The sequence below is a fragment of the Cytobacillus horneckiae genome (assembly GCF_002835735.1).
Taxonomy (GTDB): Bacteria; Bacillota; Bacilli; order Bacillales; family Cytobacillaceae; genus Cytobacillus; species Cytobacillus horneckiae.
In genome coordinates, this window is record NZ_PISD01000031.1 from 1 (window position 1) to 21,083 (window position 21,083).

Sequence of the window (21,083 nt, forward strand, 5' to 3'; positions counted from 1 at the left end):
TCCTCTAAAGCAACGCCACAGACACATCTTCAGGTGAATAACCACGATTTTATTGATCTAAGCAACTCCACACGCGCTCGATCACAGGGATAACCACGTTTTGCAACTTTGAGATACTTATATAATTCCAAATTGCAATCACCTATTCAAATATTATCCAGACATTTCCCCAATTGTTAAAAAAACTTACAAAAACCTATTGCTTTTCTTTTCTGAACTTTCTATAATAATAGATACATATTTCATAAATATAAATAAAAATTAATAAATATACATTCAATAAAGGATGAGATGATGAAAGCTTCTATTATTGGAACAACTGGTTATGGTGGGGCGGAGCTGCTTCGAATCTTAAATCAACACCCTGAATTTGATATCCAGTCGATCCATTCTACAAGAGACGATTTACCTATTTGGCATGAATATCCACATCTTTATAATGTTATCGATAATACATTACAGGCAATCGATCCAGAGAAAATTGCATTAAAAGCGGATGTTGTTTTCTTGGCAACTCCTTCCGGCATATCGGGGGAACTGGCAGGGAAATTTGTTGATAAAGATATTAAGGTCATTGATTTATCAGGTGATTTAAGATTGGATGCGAATCAATATCAACAATGGTATAAAAAAGAACCAGTGAATCAGGCGCTAATAAACAAAGCGGTATACGGATTATCAGAATGGAATAGTGAAGAGATTCAACCTGCGCATCTCATTTCAAATCCGGGCTGCTATCCAACAGCAGCACTGCTTAGCTTAGCACCTGTCATTAAAGAAGATATCGTCCAAGTTGACAGCATTATTGTTGACGCAAAATCGGGCATTTCCGGAGCTGGCAGATCGTTATCACGAAGCTCAAGTTTTTCTGAAGCGAATGAGAACTTTTCTGCATATAAGGTGAATCAGCATCAACACACCCCAGAAATAGAAAAGCAGTTGCATAAGTGGAATGAGAATATCCAACCAATTACTTTTACTACACAACTGTTGCCAATCACGAGAGGCATTATGGCAACAAGTTATGTCAAGCTTAAGGAAAGTTATACATCTCCGCAATTATTGGAATTATATGAACAAACATACAATAGCTGTCCATTCATTAGAATCCGTCCGGAAAACAATTATCCTTCCGTAAAAGAAGTTGCTGGCTCCAATTATTGTGATATCGGCATGCATGTCGATGAGAGAACGGGCAGAGTGACGATTATTTCAGTGATTGATAATTTGATGAAGGGTGCAGCTGGGCAGGCTGTCCAAAATGCAAATATTATGTTTGGGATGAATGAAACAACGGGGCTAAATTTTATCCCGCTTTATCCATAAGGAGGAAAAATTAAAATGCAAGCTTTGACCCAGTCAGCAAAGATAACAAAAATAGCAGAAGGAAATATTAATACGCCTAAAGGGTTTCAATCTTCAGGAATTCATGCAGGCTTACGTTATTCAAAAAAGGACCTTGGTGTAATTTTGAGTGAATCACCAGCAAGCTGTGCAGCTGTTTATACAACGAGCAGCTTTCAAGCGGCGCCTCTGATTGTAACCAAGGAAAGTATTGCTCAAGAAGGGTTGATTCAAGCGATAGTCGTTAATAGTGCTTGCGCAAATGCTTGCACTGGTCAACAAGGTTTAAATGATGCCTATTTAATGAGGGAGCTGGCGGCGAAAAAATTTGACTTAAAAGAAAATTATGTTGCGGTTGCTTCCACCGGTGTAATTGGTGAATATATGCAAATGGAAAAAATTGAGGCTGGCATTCAAACTTTAGTGCCTAGCTCTGACCAACAAAGTGCTGAGGCATTTCAGACAGCAATTTTAACGACTGACTTGGTAATGAAAAAGACTGGCTATGCAGCTATAATTGACGGAAAAACTGTTTATATGGGTGGTGCGGCAAAAGGCTCAGGAATGATTCATCCTAATATGGCGACGATGCTGGCATTTATTACTACAGACGTTCAAGTGAATAGTGCTGATTTAAGAGCTGCTTTAAAAGCAGTGACTGACCACACTTTTAACCAAATTACCGTAGATGGAGATACCTCTACTAATGATATGGTTCTAGTTGTGGCAAATGGTCAAAGTGAGACAGCTGCCTTAACACCTGAGCATCCTGACTGGCCGATATTTTTGGAGCTGCTCACAAGAACATGTGAAGATCTAGCAATGGACATTGCTAAGGACGGAGAAGGAGCTACAAAGCTTATTGAAGTGGAAGTGTCAGGGGCAGAGACAAACGATGCAGCGCGAACAGCTGCAAAGCAAATTGTCGGATCTAATTTAGTGAAAACCGCGATTCATGGAGCTGATGCTAACTGGGGAAGAATTATCGGCGCACTTGGACAAAGCGGGGTAAAAATCAATCCAAACAATGTCAATATTACAATCGGACCGATAGCTATGCTTAAAAATAGTGATCCTCAAGTGTTTTCTGAAGAAGAAGCAACTGCCTATTTGCAAAATGACAAAGTCAATATTTTTGTCGACCTAAACCTAGGAGAAGGAAAAGGAAAAGCATGGGGCTGTGATTTATCTTATGAATATGTAAAAATAAATGCCAGCTATCGAACTTAAGGAGGCGTTAACGTTTGAAAAGCATCGTCATAAAGTGCGGCGGAAGTGTAATGAATGAATTGGCCCCTTCCTTTTTTGATAGCATGAAAAACCTTGAAGTTGCTGGCTATCATTTAATTTTTGTTCATGGCGGTGGTCCTGATATTAATAAAATGCTTGAGCTTCATCAAGTGCAATCCGAATTTGTGAACGGGTTAAGAAAAACAACGAATGAAGTGATGGAAATTGTGGAAATGGTCTTATCTGGGCAAGCAAATCGAAAACTAGCTACGAAGCTGCATCATCATGGTTTTAAAGCAATTGGCATGAACGGCAGTGATCATGGATTTTTGCAGGCAGATTATATCAATGAGCAAGAGTTAGGGCTTGTCGGCGAGATAAAACAAGTAAAATCTGAATGGCTGAAAGTGATGTTAGACCATCAGTACCTCCCAGTTATTACTCCGATAGCAATGACGGAAAAGGGAGTCAAGCTTAATGTTAATGCGGATGTAGCGGCGGCTTCAGTTGCAAAGGCAATCAATGCGGAAAGCTGCATTTTCGTAACGGATGTAGAGGGTGTACTTATCGATGGAAAACGCGCCAATGAGCTCGATACCGTTGAAATCAAACAGCATATTGATTCAGGGGAAATATCTGGTGGGATGATTCCGAAAGTATTATCTGCTGTATCTGCATTAGAGCACGGTTTACAAAGCGTGATGATCGTATCAGGTAAAAATGAATTTTATGATGGATCAAAGTGGATCGGTACAAAAATTAAAAAGAGAACAGAGGTGTTACAGTGAGTCATTTATTTCCGACTTATGCTAGATGGGAAGTTGAACCGGATATGGCAGAAGGTTCGTTTATAGTTGATAAAGCTGGAAAGAAGTATTTAGATTTTACTTCAGGCATTGGGGTTTGCAATCTTGGACATCGACCGGAAGCAGTGCAAACGGCGATTACAGATCAGCTCAATCAATTCTGGCATGTATCAAATTTATTTGAACAAGGGCAGCAGGAAAAGGCAGCAAAAATGTTAGCAGATGCAGCGGGATTAGATGCTGTTTTTTTCTCCAATAGCGGTGCTGAAGCAAATGAAGGAGCGATTAAACTTGCACGAAAGGCAACCGGCAGAGAAAAGATTATTACATTTAATCAATCCTTTCACGGTCGTACATTTGCGACGATGGCTGCAACAGGACAGGAAAAAATAAAAAGCGGATATGGGTCGATGCTGCAAACATTTAAATACGCTGAGTTCAATAACATTGATTCGCTTAAGAAGCTTATAGATCAAGATACAGCAGCGGTTATGCTGGAAATCGTGCAAGGAGAAGGCGGCATATATCCAGCAAATGAAGACTTCTTGAAGGAAGTACAGACACTTTGCAAAGAAAATGGTGCACGATTAATTATTGATGAGATACAAACAGGAATCGGACGTTCAGGGCAGCCATTCGCATTTCAGCATTACGAGCTACAGCCGGATATTATTACTGCTGCAAAAGGTTTAGGAAGCGGTTTGCCGATTGGTGCGGTTGTTGGGAAAAAAGAATTAAAGGATGCATTTGGACCTGGAAGTCATGGATCTACTTTTGGCGGTAATCCACTCTCTATCGCTTCAGCACTTGCGACCATGAATTGTATTTTCAATGAGTCATTTTTAAAAGAAGTTCAACAGAAGAGTGATTACCTTGTGAAGAAATTACAAGAAACACTGCAAAAAAATAATCATGTGTTAGAAATCAGACATTTAGGTTTAATGGTTGGTATTGAACTTAACGGAGATTTATCAGGCCTATTGCAGGAATTAAGGGAGGAAGGGCTTTTAGTTCTAACTGCAGGTGTAAATGTCTTAAGGCTTCTCCCGCCATTAACAGTGTCTAAGGAAGAGATTGACTTGGCGATTCATACGATCTCCAAAATTTTAAACAAGCAAACGGTCGCAGCCATATAGGCTGAATTTTTAATCAATTAAATGTATAAAAATTTATAATGATACATGAATATTCAGGAATGCATGAGGTGCATAAAATGGAAGGTTATTTGCATTTAGAAAGCGGTCAATGTTTTGAAGGTGAATGGCTCTCAGAACCACCTAAAGAAAACATTAAAGGAGAAATTGTTTTCTTTACTGGCATGACAGGATACCAGGAAGTGTTAACAGATCCTTCCTATAAAGATCAAATCATTGTTTTTACGTATCCGCTAATTGGAAATTATGGCATAAATGAGTCAGACTTTGAAAGTAAAAAGCCGCATGTGGCAGGGGTGATTGTCTATGAAGGCAGTTCACATCCTTCACACTATCAATCAGCATATACATTAAAGGACTATTTAACAAAGTGGAATATTCCTTTAATGGGCCATATAGATACAAGGGCAATTGTTAAAAAAATAAGGTCAGTTGGAACAATGCCTGCGATAATGGCTTCACATCCTGAAATGGATCAAAACGATATAGTTCTACTGAAAGATGAAAAGGTTTATAAAGTATCTTCAACGAAAACAGAAATTTATGGAAATGGAGATACTCATATTGTCCTTTTTGATTTTGGTTCAAAGAAATCTATTGTTGATTCATTAGTGAAGCGAGACTGTCTTGTGACATCAGTCCCTTACAATACAAGCTTTGAAGATGTGGCTGCTTTAAAGCCTGATGGAATCTTATTGTCTAATGGCCCTGGCGATCCTAAGGAGCTTTCGCATTATTTGCCAACTATAAAAAAAGTAATCGAGAAGTACCCTACATTCGGTATTTGTTTAGGTCATCAGCTTGCTGCTTTAGCGATAGGGGCCAATACAAAAAAGCTATCTTTTGGCCATCGGGGTGCAAATCATCCAATAGCCGACTTGCAAACAGGAGCAGTGATGATGTCATCTCAAAACCACAGCTATGTTGTTGATGAAGTAAGCTTGATTGGCACAGGTTTTAAGAAGCGATACGTAAACCTTCATGACCAATCAATTGAAGGGTTAATGCACGAGTCTCTTAAGCTGCACACAGTGCAATTCCATCCTGAAGCACACCCGGGACCTGCAGATACTAATTATGTATTCGATGAATTTTTAATGATGATTTCTGAAGAAAAGGGGAGAGTAATCGCTTATGCCTAAAGACACCAGCATCCAATCCATCCTAGTTATTGGATCAGGCCCAATCGTCATTGGGCAAGCAGCAGAATTTGACTATGCAGGCACACAAGCATGTGCAGCTCTTAAAGAAGAAGGTTATAAGGTAATATTAGTAAACAATAACCCGGCAACGATCATGTCGGATGAAAATTTTGCAGATAGTATTTATTTCGAACAGTTAACAGTAGAAAGCTTGGAAAAAATTATTGCAAAAGAAAAGCCTGATGGGCTTTTAGGAACGTTGGGAGGACAAACTGGACTAAACTTAACATTTCAATTAAGTGAAGCAGGCATCCTTGAAAAATATGAAGTAAAGCTTCTTGGCAGCAGTATTGAAGCGATAAAAAAAGGGGAAGACCGCCAAAGATTTAGGCAGTTAATGAATGAACTAAATGAGCCTGTCCCTGAAAGTGAAATTGTCCATAAAGTGGAAGAGGCGATTTCTTTTGCTGAAAGCATCGGTTTTCCGATTATCGTTCGTCCAGCCTATACATTAGGTGGTACAGGTGGAGGTATTGCGAATGATATGGATGAGCTCACATCGCTTGTAAAAGGCGGACTAAAAGAAAGTGCCATCACTCAAGTGCTCGTTGAACGAAGTATTGCAGGCTTTAAAGAGGTTGAATATGAAGTCATGCGTGACAGCAATAATACATGCATTACCATTTGCAATATGGAGAATATTGACCCCGTTGGCATTCATACCGGAGATAGCATTGTCGTAGCACCAAGTCAAACCTTGACAGATGATGAGTATCAAATGCTCCGTTCGGCCTCTATTAAAATTATTTCCGAATTGGGGATTATTGGCGGCTGCAATATTCAATTTGCACTGGATCCTAATAGTAAAAACTATTATTTAATTGAGGTCAACCCAAGGGTCAGCCGCTCATCTGCTCTAGCATCAAAAGCAACAGGCTATCCAATTGCCAGAATGGCTGCAAAGCTGGCAGTTGGCTACCATTTATCAGAAATTATCAATCCGGTCACTGGGGATACATTTGCCAGCTTTGAACCCGCTTTAGATTATGTCATTGTTAAATTTCCAAAATGGGCTTTCGATAAATTTCCAAATGCTGAGCGCAAGCTAGGCACTCAAATGAAGGCGACAGGCGAAGTAATGGGGATCGATCGCAATATGGAAAGAGCGTTGCTTAAAGCTGTGCATTCTTTAGAAGGAAAAGGCCTGGACTTAACGTATCCATCGATTAGTGGGCTTGCAACCGAAGAATTGGAGGCTATTTTACTTAAACAAACAGATGAACGTTTTTTTGTCATCATAGAACTAATTAGACGCGGTATTTCTATTGAAAAAATAAAAGATGTGACGAAAATAGATTACTTTTTCCTCCACTCCTTTAAGCAATTAGTAGAGCTGGAGAAATGGATTGCTTCCACCTCATTAAGTGCAATTAATAAAAAGGAGATGCAGCACCTTAAGGAAAAAGGCTTTGGTGATGAGTATTTATCCTCTGTTTGGGGTGTTTCAGAACTTGAGGTCCGTCAAAAAAGAAAAAACCTCGGCATTATACCAGTATATAAAATGGTTGATACCTGTGCAGCAGAGTTTGCAGCAGAATCAAATTATTTTTACTCAAGCTATTTTGGGGAAAACGAACAAACCGAGAGTGATCGTCGCAAAATATTAATAATAGGGAGTGGCCCGATCAGAATTGGTCAAGGTATCGAGTTTGATTATTGCTCTGTTCAAGGAGTATTTGCGTTAAAAGATGCAGGAATAGAGACAGTAATGATCAATAATAATCCAGAAACAGTTAGTACAGACTTTACAACCGCTGATCGATTGTATTTTGAACCTCTCATATTAGAAGACATATTAAATGTCATCGAAACAGAAGGAATAACAGAAGTAATTGTCCAGCTTGGTGGGCAAACAGCTTTAAATCTTGCAGAAAAACTGGAAGACTGCGGCATTACTTTATTGGGTACGAACGCTCAAACAATCGCTACTTTAGAAGATAGAGAGCTGTTCTATCAATTATTAGATGAATTAAAAATTCCTCATATTGAAGGGTATGTTGCAACCTCTGAAGCACAGCTGAATGAATATGTGCAAAAGATTGGCTACCCTGTCCTTATTCGTCCTTCCTATGTTATCGGTGGAAAAGGAATGGAGGTTATTAAGAATGAGGAAGAGTTTAATCACTATCAAAATAAACTTGATATTCCATACCCTGTCTTAGTTGATAAGTTTTTGCAAGCATTTGAGGCAGAATTGGATTTAGCGGCAGATGGCAATAATATCGTCGTTCCAGCAATTATGGAGCATGTGGAAAAAACAGGTGTCCATTCTGGCGACAGCATGTCAGTTTTACCGCCAAAAAGCTTATCACAAGCTGTGCAAGATAAAATGATAGCCTATGGTAAAGCAATTGTTCAAAAACTGGATTATAAAGGAATAATGAATATCCAATATATAGTTGATGACGAAGCTGTTTATTTATTGGAAATTAATCCAAGAGCGAGCAGAACTGTACCGATTGTAAGCAAAGTGACAAGTACTCCGCTCGTGCAAATCGCAACAAAGATTTTGCTTGGAGAATATACCTTGTCAAAAGATGAGCTTCCGATGCTTGAGCAAACTCCATTCGTCTGTGTGAAGTATCCAGTTTTTTCAAACTATGCCCTTAAAGGTCTTGATGCAAAAATAGGGCCAGAAATGAAGTCAACTGGAGAAGGAATTGCGCTAGCTGCATCGTATAGCCAAGCGATGAAAAAAGCATTTAATAAAAGCAAGAAAACTGAAGAGACAATTGTATACAAAGGTGAACTTCCTGAACAATTGGTGATTGCAGCTGCAGCTTCCAATATAAAATTAATCTTTGCAAAAGCAGATTGGTTAGAGCATAAGCCTGCTGCTGTTTACAACCCATATACATTAATAGAAGATAAGGAAATGCGTGAGACAGCGGTGAAAAATAGAATTTTAACTTTCTCAGAGCCTGAGACATTAGAGGCGTATTTAGTTGCTGGGACCGAGGATATATGGGAAGCCCATTCAATACAAGATTGGCATAATGAAAAAAATGAGGAAGTGAGTGTATCATGATTGCGGCATCTGTTTGTGCAAAAAAATTCAATTTAAAAGGTCACCATCTGTTAACATTAGCTGATTATTCTCCAGAGGTCATTAAAGGTCTTGTGGAAAAAGCATATATAATGAAAAACACAGATCATCTGGAAGAGGCACCATTGAAAGGGAAAATTCTTGGAATGATTTTTGAAAAGTCTTCAACGAGAACGAGGGTGTCATTCGAAGCAGGTATGCTTCAGCTTGGCGGGCATGCACTTTATTTAAACAGTCAGGACATGCAGCTCGGCCGTGGAGAAACAATTGCCGATACGGCTAAAGTGTTATCTAATTATGTAGATGCCATTATGATCCGTACTTTCTCACATGATATCATTGAGGAATTAGCTGAACACGCAACGATTCCAGTAATTAATGGGCTGACTGATTTATATCATCCATGCCAAGCTTTAGCTGATCTGCTAACAATAAAAGAAATAAAGGGAACAATCGAAGGAATTAAATGTGTATATGTCGGAGATGGCAATAATGTGGCTCATTCTTTAATGATTGCTGCTGCAAAAGTAGGAATGGATATGACAATTGCCTGTCCAAAAGGATACGAGCCTGATGAATATGTTGTTAAGATAGCTAAAGGTTTTGCCGCAGAAAGCGGAGCTGCGATTGTTGTTGAACATGATGTAAATAAAGCGGTAAAAGGGGCGGATGTCATTTATACAGATGTTTGGACCAGTATGGGACAGGAAGAGGAGAATGAATGGAGGCTTCAGGCTTTCAAAGATTATCAAGTAAATGCTGCATTAGTGCAGCAAGCAAAGGATGACTACTTATTTCTGCACTGCCTGCCGGCGCATCGTGGAGAGGAAGTTTCTGCCGAAGTAATTGATGGAGATCATTCTGCCGTCTTTCAGCAAGCAGGTAATCGTCTTCATGCGCAAAAGGCGTTATTATCAGAACTCCTATAATTGAAAAGAGCCAAATGGATTTTTCCGCTTGGCTCTTTTATTTATGTTCTTTCGCTAAGAAAACAATATAACCAACGGCCCGGCGATAAAGCAATAAATAGCAAAATATTTTAAGTTTCCGCGCGCCATAATCCCCATAAACCATTTTAAAGCAAAATAGGAAGCAATAAATGATGCAGCAAAAGCGATTGTATAAGGTAAGACAAGCTTGTCTAAATTAGGATCGGCGAAAATATCACTAAAGCCTAAAATCATGCTTCCTACGCTGACTGGAATATAAAGCAGAAAAGAGAACCGCAATGCAGTTTCTTGTTTCATACCTAAGCCCATTGCAGCGACTATCGTTGCACCTGAGCGGCTAATACCAGGAATAAGGGCAACTGATTGGGCAAGGCCAACTATGACAGCATCCTTTAAAGTGAGATCTCTATCGCTTTTTCGTCCTTTAAAATTGCGAATAAGCCAAAGAGCAATCCCGGTAACGATTAAAGTGAACCCAACGGTCTTAATATTCCCATCTAAGTAATCGCCGAATAATACGCCTAGCACGCCTGCAGGAATGGTAGCAATGATTAAGTATATAATAAACCGGAAGTCAGCCTTAGTTTTAGGATCTTTTGTTTTAATATAGGTCATGCCATTTTGAATTAATCTTATTATGTCATGGCGGTAAATAATCAATACTGCAAAAAGTGAAGCAGTATTGACGAGTATCGCAAAGCTCATCCCTTGAATATCAACGTTAAAAAAATAAGCTGCAATTTCCACATGTCCGCTTGAAGAGACTGGGATAGGTTCAGTAAATCCTTGCAAAAGACCTAAAAACAAATATTTAAGAATAACAATGAAATCCTCCATTTATACCCCCCTAAAAGTCTTATTTTCCTCATTTAACAACAAGATTTGAATCGTGTACACTATATTTACCAAAACATTACATATATAATTAATAGTTCAATCATTCCCTTGATTTACCTTTATGATGCCAGATCTTATGGAAATAATAAAACTGTACCAATTTATCGCAGATTAATGGGCAGTAAGCCCCCAACCTTTTAGTGATGGGGGATAACTGCCTGAAAAAGCCGGATTGGTTATCAGTGGGGGATGAAGGAAAACTCCCACTGATTGAAGTTTCACTTTAGTTTAAGGGAGGGTCTGACCTTGGGACAAAATCGACAATTTAAAGCTGGACAAAAAGCGCCAAATAATGGTGTATATATAGAGATTGGTGAAACGGGGAGTAATGTAAATGACCCGCAGACAATTAAATTGAGTGCTGGAGATAGCTTCCCTAGAAACTCCAACCATAACCGAGTTTGGACATATCAAAGGAAACCTTAATGAAAGTTAAACGTATTAGTATTAACTAAAGCCATCCACAGCTTAGCGGATGGCTTTACATTTGCATATAAACGATTATAATAAAAATAAAGGTCAAAGATGGTCAAATAGGGAGGCGGACTAATTGGATTTACATTCGATGACAGAAAAGTTGCAAGAAGGCTTTTTGGAAGCGAAGAGAATCGCTGTAGAAAATCAGCATCAGGAAGTAGATGTCCCGCATTTATTCGTCGCACTTCTCAATCAACAAGACAGTTTATTGAAAAATATTTTAACTAGATCTGGAATCAGCCTTGAAGAGCTGGATCAATCATTACATAATCTTTTGCGCAAAATGCCTCAAGTGACCGGATCTGGGATAGATAGTGAAAAATTTTACGTTACATCAGAGCTGCAGCTGTTAATTACTGAAGCGGAAAAATTAACAAAGAAATGGCAAGATGATTTTTTATCGGTTGAACATGTATTGCTAGCTGCCATTTCAAAAACACAATTAAAATCCCTTCTTCACTCCAATGCGGCTGATATTGAAAAAACAATACATGAGATAAGGGGGAATCAAAAAGTGACATCGCAAAATCCAGAATCTACTTATGAGGCATTAAAAAAATATGGTCGTGATCTCGTTCAAGAAGTGAAGGCTGGAAAGCTGGATCCTGTTATAGGACGGGATCAGGAAATCCGCAATGTAATTAGAATTCTTTCGCGAAAGACGAAAAATAACCCGGTATTAATTGGTGAGCCGGGGGTTGGAAAAACAGCAATTGTAGAAGGGCTAGCACAAAGAATAGTCCGCAGAGACGTTCCAGAAGGGTTAAAGGATAAAACGATCTTTTCTCTTGATATGAGTTCACTAATTGCAGGGGCAAAATTCAGAGGGGAGTTTGAAGAGCGTTTAAAAGCGGTATTAAATGAAATAAAGAAAAGCGATGGCCAGATTTTATTATTTATCGATGAAATCCATACAATTGTTGGCGCAGGTAAGACAGAAGGAGCGATGGACGCAGGTAATATGCTTAAGCCAATGCTTGCCAGAGGAGAGCTGCACTGCATCGGAGCAACAACGCTTGATGAACACAGAAAATACATTGAGAAGGATCCTGCATTAGAACGTCGCTTCCAGCAAGTGTTAGTAAAGGAACCGGATGTGGAAGACTCCATATCAATACTGCGCGGTTTGAAGGAAAGATTTGAAATCCATCATGGGGTAAATATTCATGATCGTGCCTTAGTCGCCGCAGCAACCTTATCAGACCGGTATATTACTGACCGTTTTCTCCCTGACAAAGCAATAGATTTAGTTGATGAAGCCTGTGCAATGATTCGCACTGAAATTGATTCAATGCCAAGTGAATTAGATGAAGTCACCCGAAGAGTGATGCAATTAGAAATTGAAGAAGCAGCCTTAAGAAAAGAGAATGATGAAGTAAGTAAAGAACGACTACTATCATTACAATCAGAACTGAGTAATATTAAAGAGAAGGCGAATGTAATGAAGGCAAAATGGCTTGCTGAAAAGGAAGGTATACAGCAAGTACAAGAAAAAAGAGAGCAGTTAGAACTTCTTCGCAGAAAATTAGAGGAAGCTGAAAATAATTATGACTTAAATAAAGCTGCTGAATTAAGACATGGTCAAATACCGGCTGTTGAGAAGGAATTAAAACAGTTAGAAAAAGAAGTAAATGAAAATGAATCGGATCGTTTGCTGAGGGAGGAAGTCACAGAAGAGGAGATTGCTGGAATCGTCGCGAGATGGACAGGAATTCCTGTCACTAAGCTAGTTGAAGGCGAACGGGAAAAGCTTCTTCGCCTTGAGTCCATTCTTCAGGAAAGAGTAATTGGGCAAGATGAGGCGGTACAGCTTGTGGCAGATGCTGTATTGCGTGCAAGGGCAGGAATTAAAGACCCGAATAGACCTATTGGCTCTTTTATTTTCCTTGGGCCTACAGGAGTTGGAAAAACTGAGTTAGCAAAAGCTTTAGCAGAATCGCTGTTCGATAGCGAAGAACATATTATAAGAATTGACATGTCAGAGTATATGGAAAAGCACGCTGTATCAAGGCTGATAGGTGCACCTCCAGGATATGTCGGCTATGAAGAGGGCGGCCAGCTAACTGAAGCAGTGAGAAGAAACCCTTATTCAGTCATCCTTTTGGATGAAATTGAAAAGGCTCATCCTGAAGTATTTAATATACTTTTGCAAATGCTTGATGATGGAAGAATTACTGATTCGCAAGGCAGAACAGTAGATTTTAAAAATACTGTGATTATTATGACATCTAATATCGGATCCCACTTTTTACTGGAACGCGCTGAAGTAGAAGAGGGGGACAATATAATGGAAGAAACTCGGAATAAAGTGATGAATCAATTGCGTTCACATTTTCGTCCTGAGTTTTTAAATCGGGTTGATGAAACGATTCTTTTCAGACCTCTAGGGGTAAAAGAAGTGAAAGGGATTGTTGAAAAACTAATAAAAGATCTACAGCATCGATTATCAAATCAGCAAATCTATCTAAGCATAAACGATGAGGCAAAAGAATATATTGCAGAAAATGGATTTGATCCTGTTTATGGAGCAAGGCCGTTGAAGCGATATATACAAAAACATGTAGAAACAAAGCTCGCACGGAAAATCATAGCCGGAGGCATTCGGGAGAACAGCGAAGTGATTATTTCTGTAAGAGATGGGGAACTAGTATTAGAGGGAAGCTTGTAAAAACAAAAAGTCATCCTTAATGGATGACTTTTTGATACATTTTAATGTATACTTTCTTTCTCTGCTGGTACTTCCGGTATCACAAATGGGAAAATAAAAAGTATAATTGTCATACCTACGGATAGAATTGTAGCAGTTTGGAAGTCATATGCTACACCATTCATATTACTAACAACGTAAGTCATCATATGGACTAAAAGGAACGTCCAGATAAATGTCCAAATGTATTTCATCTTTTTCACCTCATACGTATTTCAGTCTATTTAATATTATCATACAACCATTAATTAATAAACGCGTTTAATTCAATTTATCACGCTTTTTTTAGACAAATAATTAACCACAATTTCTTCAATATTCTTTCATGTACATTCCAAAAATAAGTTTTCTAAAATTAATAGGCACCTCCCTATGCAATTTGCCTGTACAATCATACATTAGTATGAACAATAGTAAAGGGGTTTTTAACATGGAAAGCCGAAACTTTAAATTGGATACAGAATGGAATATCATCCATTACCCCGATAAGCCAAGTGGTTTCGGTATTCTTATTATTGGGGACGATCGCCATTTTGTAGATGAAAAAAGCAGTTTTTGGACACAGAATGAAGGAAAAGCAGCTATGCTAACCGATTTGAAGAAGGCAGGATATACAATATTTTATTCTAATCTATATAGGAAGAATTGGGGAAGCCGGCAAGCAATTGAAATGGCAAAAAGCTTGTATGCACATGTAATTCGCAATGAAATCATTAATGAAAAGGTTCACATTGTAGCAGAAGGAATGGGCGCGTTAGTGGCAGGCAGGCTGATGCAGGAAATGGGTGAACATATTAGATCCTCCACTTTAATCAATCCAATTCTATCTCTGCAAAGTCATTTAGAACAAGAGAAAGAGCATAAATTCTTTTACAAAAAACTAGTTAAGGAACTTGAAAACTCGCATCAAACGGAAAGAAAACCTGTAATGAATGAAGTGTTGAAGAGGAATGAGGACATTATTCAAGATATCAACATTCCAACGAAAATCATTCATATTTTATCAAGCGGAAGAGCTTACAAGCAATCAAATATGTTGAAACAGCTGTCTATCAAGTGGCAGGATAAAGACATGCCAGTATCAATTAGCTATATGCTGCCAGAAAAGAAGCAATCTCTTGCGAAACAAATCATCAGATTTTTAAAAGAAAATGAACAAGAATTATAAACTGGAGGACGGCATCAAGCCGTCTTTTTCATTAGGCAATAACTCGAACCGGTTTGCATAGTATACAGTAATAATAAGTTTAAGGGGGCATTTTTTTGGACAGGGCAGTTATTGCAGATACCTATAGTTTTATCGGGTTTTCCTTTTGTAAAGCTTTACTGGACCAAGGGGTTACTGTTATAGGAATAAACGAAATAAATGATGCATTTATTTTAGATAAACAATTAGAAATAGGCAGAAATGCAAATTTCACAGAAACGGATTTAACTGCAGCCGAGATTCTTATTGATAAAGAATCCTTCATATTTGTCGATCTTTATAGTATGTTTGTGGATGGTTTACTTCCAACAAACAAGCTCTTTACAGATTTTTTATCGCTAATAAAGAATGTAGAGAACAAGGTAGTATTAACTTTACCAATACAATGGCTTTCAGTTGATAGCCCGTTCATAAAAGAGATCAAAAGCATGAGAAATAAAGTATACAGCTATTATTTGCCAACAGTATATGGACCGTTTCAGCCAAAATCACTTCTTTTTCAACAAGCATTTTTAATGAAAATGAAGCAGTGTGATCAAATGAAGCTTAATTATCAGGAATGGCGACATGATGCTATTTACATTGAGGATGTGACGGACGCAATCCTATTCTCAGTTAAAAACGATCTTCCGGATGAGCGTGTATTAAAAAGCTCAATTGATAATCATTGGCTTAAGTGTGCTCAATATTTAGACGTTGAAAAAGATTTAAATAATGAATCTGCTATCATCGATGGAAATGAGGGGAGAAAGATTAAGTCATTAATCGTAAAAAATCGATGGGGGCTTCACGAATCTTTAGATAAACAAAGGGAACATTTATCGTTTTTATTGAACAGTTAAGTGCGTTAAAAAGAAAAAAACTTTTCAATACCAATGATATCGGGGTAGAATGATGATAGGTTAGCAGATAAGCAAATAATCTGCTGCAAAAAAGGGGCGAAGATAAAGGACATGCAAAGGAGCATAGGAAAATTTGGGTGCTTGTTTTTATGCCTTCTTTTATTAGCCTCCTGTGGACAAGCTGGTTCAACAGGCGAACTAAAAAAAGCAGGTTTGCTTGTACCGGATACGGTGAATGACCAAGTATGGGGGACTAAGGGCTATAAAGGAATGTTAAAAATACAATCTACTTATAATATTGATGTGTATTATAAAGAGGGGATGAATACACCTCTTGTTGTAGAAAGAGCTGTAAAGGAATTCTCGCAAAAAGGAGTAAACCTAATTTTCGGTAATGGGAATGAATATGCTGAATATTTTAATGAGCTATCGTCAAAATATCCTGATATACATTTTGTCAGTTTTAATGGCGATGCAAAAAATGCTAATACTACGAGTTTAAACTTTGAAGGATACGCCATGGGTTTTTTTGGAGGAATGGTAGCTGGAGAAATGACTGAAACAAATATAGTTGGAATCATTGCAGCTTTTGAGTGGCAGCCTGAAGTTAAAGGATTTTATGAGGGCGTTACCTTCCAAAACAAAGATGCCGATGTTAAAATACAATATGTTGGCCATTGGGATGATACGATAAGAGCTAGTGAACTGATGGATTCATTAATTGAGATGAAAGCAGATGTTGTCTATCCTGCGGGTGATGGCTATAATGTACCTGTGATAGAAAAAGTAAAAGAAGAAGGACTATACGCCATTGGCTATGTATCAGATCAGTCAGATTTGGGAAAGTCAGCTGTTTTAACGAGTACCATTCAGCATGTTGACGTATTATATGAACTAGTAGCTGAAAAATTTAATAATGGTGAATTAGATTCAGGCAATCTTTCTTTTGATTTTCAAGATGAGGTGATTTCACTTGGCACCTATAGTTCTGAAATGGATCAAGAATTTATCAATCAATTGAATGAAACAGTTGAAAACTACAAAGCTACAGGAGAACTTCCCAATCAATAGTTTAGTGCAGAAACAAAAGGAGCGGTGCAGCATGCAAAATGACAAGACGATGGAATTTATGCAATTGGCAATGAAGTACATGCCAGAGGCGAAAGAAGAGCTAGAGAAATCAGGGATTGAATTATCACTTGAAATGGTCCAGCCGTTTATGAATCTCTTTTCCAAAGTAATGAACGAAGCATATGAAATGGGAAAAGCAGATGCGTTAAAGGAGCAAGAGTAATTAAAAAAGCTAACGAAAATAATTCGTTAGCTTTTTTGATTAAAGAAATTTTTTATAACAGGTCCAGCTTGCTTAAGCAGTGGTTTAAGCTGTTCTGTAGAATCCATTAAATCTGATACATGAGTCATTAACTCATCGTAGTCCAGATTATTAATTATTTGTTCAACTTTGTTCTCCTTCTTCTCATATTGCGCTGTTTTTTCCTCTTGCCGGTTTCTCCCTAATATCCAATCATCACCAGAATGTCGCGGCTCTTCTTTCCCAAACATAAATTTATTGAAAAATTGGCTATTTTCTTCCTGCATTTGTGTAGACCTCCCTTTGTCTATTTTTAATATATTGGAAAATTCATGCACAGGTTTGGACGTATACATATTTTTAAGTAAAAAATGTTGCAGATTCGTCCTGCAATTTGATAAAATTAGTACCAAGTCATAATAATTGATATTAAAAATGGGTGAACACTATCTCAATAGAAATCACGGGACGTATAATGTTAAATTCGTTCTTATCAAACTAGGAGACAGTAGAAAAAATAAGGGGAGTGGAAACATTGAATACAGGAATTATTGGGATAGGCAGATGTCTTCCAGAAAAGGTTGTAACAAATGCAGATTTAGAAAAAATCATGGATACATCTGATGAATGGATCAGAACAAGAACAGGTATTCAAGAAAGAAGAATTGCCAGTGATGACATGGACACATCTCATTTAGCTTATCAAGCCGCTTGCAAGGCTTTGGAAAATGCCAATATTACTGCAGAGCAAATAGATTTAATTCTGGTGGCTACAGTTACACCTGATAACCCTTTCCCTAGTGTGGCATGTTTGCTTCAAGAGAAGCTCGGGGCAAAAAGGGCAGCTGCAATGGATATTAGTGCTGCTTGTGCAGGTTTTATGTATGGAATGGTAACAGCAAAACAATTTATTGATACAGAGACTTATAAGTATGTTCTAGTTGTAGGTGTTGAAAAGCTATCTAAAGTCACAGATTGGGAAGATAGAAATACAGCTGTTTTATTCGGTGATGGTGCAGGGGCAGCGGTGATGGGTCCTGTGTCTGATGGAAGAGGCATCCTTTCATTTGAACTTGGTTCAGACGGCAGCGGCGCTAAACATCTATACCAGGATAAATACATTATTATGAATGGAAGAGAAGTATATAAGTTTGCTGTTAGACAAATGGGTGAAAGCTGTATTAATGTATTAGATAAAGCGGGGTTAACTAAAGAAGATGTAGATTTTCTCATTCCTCATCAAGCGAATATTCGCATTATGGAGGCTTCAAGACAAAGACTTGAGCTTCCTGTTGAAAAAATGTCGAAAACGATTCATAAGTATGGAAATACGTCAGCATCTTCCATCCCGATTGCGATGATAGAAGAGCTTGAAGCTGGAAAAATAAAAGATGATGACCTCATCGTTATGGTAGGCTTTGGTGGAGGGCTTACATGGGGAGCGATCGCTCTTAGGTGGGGGAAATAATGAACTAAGCAGATAAAAAGGAGTGCATTCAATATGACAAAAAAGAGAGTGGTAGTAACAGGTGTTGGAGCTGTTACACCGGTTGGTAATGATATAGAAACATCGTGGAATAACATAAAGGCAGGTAAATCTGGCGTTGGTCCATTAACTAGACTAAATGCAGATGAATACCCGGCGAAAGTTGCAGCAGAAGTGAAAGATTTTAATATTGAAGAGTATCTAGAAAAGAAAGATGCACGGAAAATGGATAGATTCACTCATTTCGCAGTCGCATCAGCACTAATGGCTGTTAAAGATGCAAAGCTTGAAATCACAGACGATAATGCTCATAGAATAGGTGTATGGGTAGGATCAGGAATCGGCGGCATGGAAACATTTGAAAATCAATTTGAAACATTTTTAAACCGTGGATATAGAAGGGTAAGTCCGTTTTTTGTTCCGATGATGATTCCTGACATGGCTGCGGGACAAGTATCGATTACACTTGGTGCGAAAGGTGTCAATTCATGTACAGTAACAGCTTGTGCAACCGGTACAAACTCAATCGGAGATGCATTTAAAGTCATTCAGCGCGGCGACGCGGATGTGATGATCAGTGGGGGAGCAGAAGCACCGATTACGAGAATGTCGGTTGCAGGTTTTTGTGCGAACACTGCATTATCAACGAATCCGGACCCAGAGACAGCGAGCAGGCCATTTGATAAAAATCGTGACGGGTTTGTTATTGGTGAAGGGGCAGGACTTGTCGTGCTTGAAGAACTTGAACATGCTTTGGCAAGGGGTGCTCATATTTATGCGGAAATCGTAGGTTATGGATCTACTGGAGATGCTTATCATATTACAGCACCCGCTCCAGCAGGAGAAGGCGGCGCAAGAGCAATGAAAATGGCGCTTGATGATGGTGGTTTAACTCCTGAAGATATCGACTACATCAATGCTCACGGTACAAGTACAGATTATAATGATAAATTTGAAACATTGGCAGTGAAGGAAGTCTTCGGTGAACATGCATATAAATTAGCGATCAGTTCTACAAAATCGATGACTGGGCATCTGCTAGGAGCTGCCGGCGGAGTGGAAGCGATTTTCTCAATCCTTGCGATTCAGGATAGCATTTTACCGCCTACAATTAATTATGAAACACCAGATCCAGAATGTGACTTGGATTATGTTGTGAATGAAGCAAGGGAAAGAGAAATAAATGCAGTCATGAGTAATTCATTAGGATTTGGCGGTCATAACGCAACCATCGTTTTTAAAAAGTATCAACAATAATAAATACTAAAAGCTTCAAGAAGGTTGGTTTACATTCTTTCTTGAAGCTTTTTTGTTTGAAATTTATTTACTGCAGAACATAAGGGGAATTTTTCTCAGAACCAAACATCTAAATGATCCATAAAATGTAGGTAGAAATTTTGCGAGCAAGGAGGAGGAAAAATGCCAGTCATACAAACGGATCTTTGGTTAGATGAGAATTTTGACGACCCCGAAAAGTTAATTAATCCTTTGCTGGAAACCTTCGGAGAGGATGATGCCTATAAGTTATACGGCTTTCTGCAATCGTTCGGGATGTACCGTCCTAATAGACGAAGTAAATATATATATGAGGAACTTAAAGAGAATGGGGCATGGGGGAAGGTTGAAAAATTATTGAAGATGTATCAACAGAAATGGCGAGGACCTGATATTCCAATCTATATCTTTCCAGCTGCCCCTGGAGGGCTCTTCTCTGACAGTAAAAAATCAGGGCTCTCTTTTACAGATAAAGTGTTTCTCTTTTTGCCGGTGCTAGAGGACGACAAAGAGCTTGAAGCATTATTTGTCCATGAATATCATCACGTATGCAGAATAAATAAGCAGAAGAAAAATATTAATCTATATACGCTTTTAGACAGTATTGTATTAGAGGGACTGGCGGAATTTGCTGTAGAAACCTGCTGCGGGAAACAATATCGTTCAAATTGGTGTACACAATATTCTAGAGCGGAATTAGAAACCTATTGGAATAAATATTTAAAAGAGAATCTGGACTTAAAAAAGAATAGAAGGGCGCATGACCAGATATTATTTGGCGATGGGAGATATCCTAGGATGCTTGGTTATTCAGCTGGATATGAAATTATATCAATATTTAGAGAGAAAGAAAAATTAAGCATAAAAAATAGTTTTACAATCGATGCAAAAAAATTTCTTCCTAGCTTCGAAAAAAACTAAAAAGTATTGAGAAAATAAGGCAAATATAACAATCTTTTTGCCTTATTTTTTACATAAAAGATGGCTCGGCTTACAACATATATCATGTTTCCTATTGATAATATACTATTTTAAATAGTAACAAAAAATAGATTTTTTAAAAAATTTCTTGTATTCGTAATCATTTTGTAATAATATACAGATAATTACCAAAGATTTTACCAGTTGTCTTATGTATTTCTATAATT

Annotated in this window: 19 protein-coding genes; 16 read left to right on the plus strand and 3 right to left on the minus strand. The window is 38.1% G+C overall.

Translation table 11 applies throughout. The features are described from left to right. The first annotated feature begins 294 nt into the window (after positions 1-294). From argC to argF, 7 genes are all read left to right on the plus strand, one after another. Positions 295-1,326 (plus strand): N-acetyl-gamma-glutamyl-phosphate reductase, encoded by a 1,032-nt coding sequence (argC, locus tag CWS20_RS14800; RefSeq protein WP_066196188.1) that lies wholly within the window; start codon positions 295-297, stop codon positions 1,324-1,326. Between the two features lie 15 nt (positions 1,327-1,341). Further along, positions 1,342-2,574, plus strand: a complete 1,233-nt coding sequence (argJ, locus tag CWS20_RS14805) for a bifunctional ornithine acetyltransferase/N-acetylglutamate synthase (protein WP_066196191.1) — start codon at positions 1,342-1,344, stop codon at positions 2,572-2,574. Between the two features lie 14 nt (positions 2,575-2,588). Then, positions 2,589-3,362, plus strand: a complete 774-nt coding sequence (gene argB, locus CWS20_RS14810) for an acetylglutamate kinase (protein WP_066196194.1) — start codon at positions 2,589-2,591, stop codon at positions 3,360-3,362. Further along, positions 3,359-4,516: an acetylornithine transaminase gene (gene argD / locus CWS20_RS14815; protein WP_066196198.1), complete on the plus strand. Its 1,158-nt coding sequence runs from the start codon at positions 3,359-3,361 to the stop codon at positions 4,514-4,516. The genes argB and argD overlap by 4 nt, the downstream gene beginning before the upstream one ends. A gap of 77 nt (positions 4,517-4,593) precedes the next feature. Further along, the gene (locus tag CWS20_RS14820) at positions 4,594-5,676 is read left to right on the plus strand and encodes a carbamoyl phosphate synthase small subunit (protein ID WP_066196201.1); all 1,083 of its coding nucleotides are present in this window, start codon (positions 4,594-4,596) and stop codon (positions 5,674-5,676) included. Beyond that, a complete protein-coding gene (carB, locus tag CWS20_RS14825) occupies positions 5,669-8,764 on the plus strand; it encodes a carbamoyl-phosphate synthase (glutamine-hydrolyzing) large subunit (RefSeq protein ID WP_066196206.1) in 3,096 nt (1,031 codons plus the stop codon). Before CWS20_RS14820 ends, carB begins: the two co-directional genes overlap by 8 nt. Further along, the gene (argF, locus tag CWS20_RS14830; RefSeq protein WP_066196209.1) at positions 8,761-9,711 is read left to right on the plus strand and encodes an ornithine carbamoyltransferase; all 951 of its coding nucleotides are present in this window, start codon (positions 8,761-8,763) and stop codon (positions 9,709-9,711) included. Before carB ends, argF begins: the two co-directional genes overlap by 4 nt. A 54-nt stretch (positions 9,712-9,765) precedes the next feature. Here argF and CWS20_RS14835 read toward each other — a convergent pair whose 3' ends face one another. Beyond that, complete coding sequence (locus tag CWS20_RS14835) at positions 9,766-10,569, minus strand: undecaprenyl-diphosphate phosphatase (RefSeq protein WP_066196211.1); 804 nt, start codon at positions 10,567-10,569, stop codon at positions 9,766-9,768. Positions 10,570-10,875: 306 nt separating this feature from the next. Here CWS20_RS14835 and CWS20_RS14840 point away from each other — a divergent pair, with 306 nt between their 5' ends. Both CWS20_RS14840 and clpB read left to right on the plus strand, forming a co-directional pair. After that, positions 10,876-11,055 carry a YjzC family protein gene (locus tag CWS20_RS14840; protein ID WP_066196214.1) on the plus strand — a complete coding sequence of 60 codons (180 nt, stop codon included), beginning with the start codon at positions 10,876-10,878 and terminating at the stop codon, positions 11,053-11,055. A 124-nt stretch (positions 11,056-11,179) separates the two neighbouring features. Beyond that, on the plus strand, positions 11,180-13,774 hold the full coding sequence (clpB, locus tag CWS20_RS14845; protein ID WP_066196217.1) for an ATP-dependent chaperone ClpB: 2,595 nt from the start codon (positions 11,180-11,182) through the stop codon (positions 13,772-13,774). A 41-nt stretch (positions 13,775-13,815) separates the two neighbouring features. On the opposite strand, the gene CWS20_RS14850 is transcribed toward clpB, so the two are convergent. Then, a complete protein-coding gene (locus tag CWS20_RS14850; RefSeq protein WP_066196220.1) occupies positions 13,816-14,007 on the minus strand; it encodes a YjzD family protein in 192 nt (63 codons plus the stop codon). A gap of 236 nt (positions 14,008-14,243) precedes the next feature. On the opposite strand from CWS20_RS14850, the gene CWS20_RS14855 reads away from it, so the two are divergent. The 4 genes from CWS20_RS14855 to CWS20_RS14870 all read left to right on the plus strand — a co-directional run bounded on the left by CWS20_RS14855 (position 14,244) and on the right by CWS20_RS14870 (position 17,156). Continuing rightward, complete coding sequence (locus tag CWS20_RS14855; protein ID WP_066196223.1) at positions 14,244-14,981, plus strand: lipase family protein; 738 nt, start codon at positions 14,244-14,246, stop codon at positions 14,979-14,981. A 95-nt stretch (positions 14,982-15,076) separates the two neighbouring features. Beyond that, entirely contained in the window at positions 15,077-15,862 is a 786-nt protein-coding gene (locus CWS20_RS14860) for a hypothetical protein (RefSeq protein ID WP_066196227.1), read from the plus strand. 111 nt (positions 15,863-15,973) lie between these two features. Continuing rightward, positions 15,974-16,933 (plus strand): BMP family ABC transporter substrate-binding protein, encoded by a 960-nt coding sequence (locus tag CWS20_RS14865; RefSeq protein ID WP_066196230.1) that lies wholly within the window; start codon positions 15,974-15,976, stop codon positions 16,931-16,933. Positions 16,934-16,964: 31 nt separating this feature from the next. Continuing rightward, positions 16,965-17,156 (plus strand): ComZ family protein, encoded by a 192-nt coding sequence (locus CWS20_RS14870; RefSeq protein WP_066196233.1) that lies wholly within the window; start codon positions 16,965-16,967, stop codon positions 17,154-17,156. A 26-nt stretch (positions 17,157-17,182) separates the two neighbouring features. Here CWS20_RS14870 and CWS20_RS14875 read toward each other — a convergent pair whose 3' ends face one another. Then, entirely contained in the window at positions 17,183-17,461 is a 279-nt protein-coding gene (locus tag CWS20_RS14875) for a hypothetical protein (RefSeq protein ID WP_066196235.1), read from the minus strand. 248 nt (positions 17,462-17,709) lie between these two features. On the opposite strand from CWS20_RS14875, the gene CWS20_RS14880 reads away from it, so the two are divergent. From CWS20_RS14880 to CWS20_RS14890, 3 genes are all read left to right on the plus strand, one after another. Beyond that, entirely contained in the window at positions 17,710-18,642 is a 933-nt protein-coding gene (locus CWS20_RS14880; RefSeq protein ID WP_066196237.1) for a beta-ketoacyl-ACP synthase III, read from the plus strand. 33 nt (positions 18,643-18,675) lie between these two features. After that, on the plus strand, positions 18,676-19,917 hold the full coding sequence (gene fabF / locus CWS20_RS14885; RefSeq protein ID WP_066196239.1) for a beta-ketoacyl-ACP synthase II: 1,242 nt from the start codon (positions 18,676-18,678) through the stop codon (positions 19,915-19,917). Between the two features lie 162 nt (positions 19,918-20,079). Then, on the plus strand, positions 20,080-20,856 hold the full coding sequence (locus CWS20_RS14890; protein ID WP_066196243.1) for a DUF2268 domain-containing putative Zn-dependent protease: 777 nt from the start codon (positions 20,080-20,082) through the stop codon (positions 20,854-20,856). Positions 20,857-21,083 lie beyond the last annotated feature (227 nt).

Excerpts from the sequence above, each read along its gene's own strand:
- argC (WP_066196188.1), top strand. The coding sequence starts at position 295 with ATGAAAGCTTCTATTATTGGAACAACTGGTTATGGTGGGGCGGAGCTG.
- argJ (WP_066196191.1), top strand. The coding sequence starts at position 1,342 with ATGCAAGCTTTGACCCAGTCAGCAAAGATAACAAAAATAGCAGAAGGA.
- CWS20_RS14820 (WP_066196201.1), top strand. The coding sequence starts at position 4,594 with ATGGAAGGTTATTTGCATTTAGAAAGCGGTCAATGTTTTGAAGGTGAA.
- carB (WP_066196206.1), top strand. The coding sequence starts at position 5,669 with ATGCCTAAAGACACCAGCATCCAATCCATCCTAGTTATTGGATCAGGC.
- argF (WP_066196209.1), top strand. The coding sequence starts at position 8,761 with ATGATTGCGGCATCTGTTTGTGCAAAAAAATTCAATTTAAAAGGTCAC.
- CWS20_RS14835 (WP_066196211.1), bottom strand. The coding sequence starts at position 10,569 with ATGGAGGATTTCATTGTTATTCTTAAATATTTGTTTTTAGGTCTTTTG.
- CWS20_RS14850 (WP_066196220.1), bottom strand. The coding sequence starts at position 14,007 with ATGAAATACATTTGGACATTTATCTGGACGTTCCTTTTAGTCCATATG.
- CWS20_RS14855 (WP_066196223.1), top strand. The coding sequence starts at position 14,244 with ATGGAAAGCCGAAACTTTAAATTGGATACAGAATGGAATATCATCCAT.
- CWS20_RS14865 (WP_066196230.1), top strand. The coding sequence starts at position 15,974 with ATGCAAAGGAGCATAGGAAAATTTGGGTGCTTGTTTTTATGCCTTCTT.
- CWS20_RS14870 (WP_066196233.1), top strand. The coding sequence starts at position 16,965 with ATGCAAAATGACAAGACGATGGAATTTATGCAATTGGCAATGAAGTAC.
- CWS20_RS14875 (WP_066196235.1), bottom strand. The coding sequence starts at position 17,461 with ATGCAGGAAGAAAATAGCCAATTTTTCAATAAATTTATGTTTGGGAAA.
- fabF (WP_066196239.1), top strand. The coding sequence starts at position 18,676 with ATGACAAAAAAGAGAGTGGTAGTAACAGGTGTTGGAGCTGTTACACCG.
- CWS20_RS14890 (WP_066196243.1), top strand. The coding sequence starts at position 20,080 with ATGCCAGTCATACAAACGGATCTTTGGTTAGATGAGAATTTTGACGAC.